A 2022-nucleotide genomic window follows, 5' to 3' on the forward strand; every position below is an offset into this window, starting at 1 on the left:
CACCACCCGCCCGCCGTGGACATTGGCGCCGGGCAGCGCGGCATACAGGTCCCCGGGGCGGATGGTGCGCGAGTCCAGGCCGACCCCGGTGACCGTGACGGCCGCGGCGTCCGCAGTGGGTCCGGTGGCGCCGGCCACGGCGGCCACGCGTGCCAGCGGCACCGGAGCACGACGCTCTGGACGGATGTCGATCATCGGGTCCGGGTCACCGTCGGTCGCGCAGCACGGCCGGGTCGTCCGGGTCGGGCGTCTCGTCCAGTTTCAGGGTCAGCTTGGGTGGCTCGGTGTCACCCGGCGTCGGGGGAATGTCCAGCGACGTCAGCGCATAGAGCATGACGTCGTGAAAGACCGGTGCAGCCACGGAGCCACCGTAATACTCCTTCTTGGGGTTCTGGACGATCACCGAGACGACGAGTTCGGGATCGCCGGCCGGGGCGTAGCCGATGAAGCTCGCGGTGTACCCGGCATACCCCTTGACCCTGCTGTCATAACGCAACGCCGTGCCGGTCTTGCCGGCGACGCGATAGCCGGGGATCTGCGCGGCCGGCGCGGTGCCGTCGGCGCCGACGACGCCCTCGAGCATCTGGGACAGCTGGCGGGCGGAATCCTGCGAGATCACCCGGGTCTTGGCGGACTCCGGTGTCGGCTGCAGCTTGCCGTTCGCGTCCGCCATCGCCGTGACGAGCTTCGGGGCGATGTGCACACCCCCGTTGGCGATCGTCTGATAGACCCCGGCCGCCTGCAGCGCCGTGACCGACAAGCCCTGCCCGTACATGACCGTGTAGCGCTGGGTCCCGCTCCACTGGCCGGCCGGTGCGAGCAGTCCGGCGCTCTCGCCGGGGAAGTTGACGGCCGACTTGGACCCGAAGCCGAACTTGCGGAAGTAGCTCTCCATCGTCGCCGGCGGGATCTGCTCGCCGGCGAGGACGATGCCGGTGTTGCTCGACTGGGCCAGGGCGCCGGCGAAGGTGAGGTACTCGGTCGGGTGGCTGTGGCTGTCGCTGATCTGTCCGTCGGAGCGGCGCAGCGAGTAGGGGACGATCATCGGCGTCGAGGGGGTGACCTTGCCCTCCTCGAGCGCGGCCGCCGCGGTGATGACCTTGGCCGTCGAACCGGGCTCGAAGACCTCGGTGAACGCCAGGTTGGTCAACTGGGCGTTGTCGGCGATCTTCGTGTTGGGGTCGAAGGTCGGGTAGGACGCGATGGCCAGCAGGTCGCCGGTCTTCGCGTTCGTCACGACGACGGTGCCGGAGGATGCCCGCACGTCGATCATCTTCTGGGCCAGCACGTTCTGGGCGTACCACTGCAGGTCGTTGCGGATGGTCAGCTGCACCGAGCGGCCGGTCTTGGCCGGGGATTCGGTCGAGGCGCCCATGGGCAGCCGTATGCCGTCCTGGCCGACTTCGTACTTCAGCTCGCCCGGCACCCCGCGCAGGCTGGAGTTGAGATAGGTCTCGATGCCGCCGGCGCCCTCCTGGTTCTCGCCGGTGAAGCCGACGAGGCTGGCCGCGGTCGAGCCCTGGGGATAGGTGCGCACGGAAGTGCGTTTGCTGTAGATGCCGGGGATGCCGAGTTCGGCGATCGTGTGCCAGGTGAGCGGGGAGACGTTCTTGTTGACCTCGACGTAGCGGGTCTTGGGACGGGTGATCTCCGTCAGGACATCGGCCTCGGACATCTTCAGCAGCGGTGCCAGGTCGGCCGCCGCCCCGGCGGCGCCGACCTTGGTGGTTTTGCCGTCGACCTTCTTCTTGTATTCGACGACCGCCTTGGGGTCGGCGATGACGATGCGCTTTTCGATGCTCGAGGCCAGGATCGTGCCGGTCGCGTCGTAGATCGTGCCGCGCAGGGCCGGCGTGGTCTCGGTGTAGACGCGGGTCTGCATGGCCAGCGCTGCCGCCGCGCCCGCGTCGAGGCCCTGCACGCGCACCAGCTGGGCGGCGAACAGGCTCAGGACGACGAGCAGGCCGATGAGTATGCCGCGGGCCCGCACCCGCGGGTTGGCGCCGGGCCGAGCGAGGGGCC

At 69.4% G+C, this 2022-nt stretch carries 2 protein-coding genes; both read right to left on the reverse strand.

The genetic code is table 11. The features are described 5' to 3' along the window. A partial coding sequence (locus BN11_RS16545) for a Mur ligase domain-containing protein (protein ID WP_048699454.1) occupies positions 1-195 on the reverse strand: 195 nt, incomplete at its 3' end. Positions 196-205: 10 nt separating this feature from the next. Beyond that, a partial coding sequence (locus BN11_RS16550; protein ID WP_327152879.1) for a peptidoglycan D,D-transpeptidase FtsI family protein occupies positions 206-2022 on the reverse strand: 1817 nt, incomplete at its 5' end.

This window comes from Nostocoides australiense Ben110 (assembly GCF_001050535.1).
GTDB lineage: Bacteria > Actinomycetota > Actinomycetes > Actinomycetales > Dermatophilaceae > Nostocoides_A > Nostocoides_A australiense.